This window comes from Vibrio sp. 2033 (assembly GCF_033339735.1).
The window spans coordinates 1-540 of sequence record NZ_JAWOVC010000732.1; the positions used below are offsets into that span (position 1 = coordinate 1).

General features: G+C 50.4%; 2 protein-coding genes. Both read right to left on the reverse strand.

All coding sequences use genetic code 11. The features are described 5' to 3' along the window. Positions 1-274: DUF4198 domain-containing protein (locus R7P74_RS28775; protein WP_140133817.1), on the reverse strand; the 274-nt coding region annotated here is incomplete at its 3' end. Positions 275-289: 15 nt separating this feature from the next. Further along, on the reverse strand, positions 290-540 hold a 251-nt coding region (locus R7P74_RS28780; RefSeq protein ID WP_318124108.1), incomplete at its 5' end, for a DUF2271 domain-containing protein.

The following is a 540-nucleotide window of genomic DNA, read 5'->3' on the forward strand; positions in this document are numbered from 1 at the left end:
ACATCGAACGACGCTTACCGCGTATTACAAAGTTCGGACGCTCAGAGCGGCCATCCGGCATGATGACAAAAGCTTGTTCGCTACCTGCTGGCTTATCGAATACAAATGTGCCATGAGAAGCAGTCACATCGAACGTGAGCCAATCACCACCTTCTTTAGAAACGGTAAAGTGCGAAGGCAAAACCCAACGAGGATGCGCTTGTGCCGTTGTCGCTGCAGCTAATCCCATTGCCATTACGCTTGCTAACGCCACTGCTTTCATTTTGGTTTTCATGGTTGTGTCCTTCTATCACTTAACTTGGTAATTGACGGTGATGACCCCCGTCTCTTGAGTTGGTTTGAGTTGGTAGCGCACCTCACTGTCCGCTAATGTCATTTTTTGGCGCAAGTAGTTGCGACCACCGTGTTCACGAACGACCTCAACATGTAAGGTATAGTCACCTTGCTCGAGGCGTTCGCCTGCGTCGTTAGTACCATCCCAAACAAATCGATACTGCCCAGCAGGGCGAGTCGCAGACGTCACAGCGTCAATCAGATCGC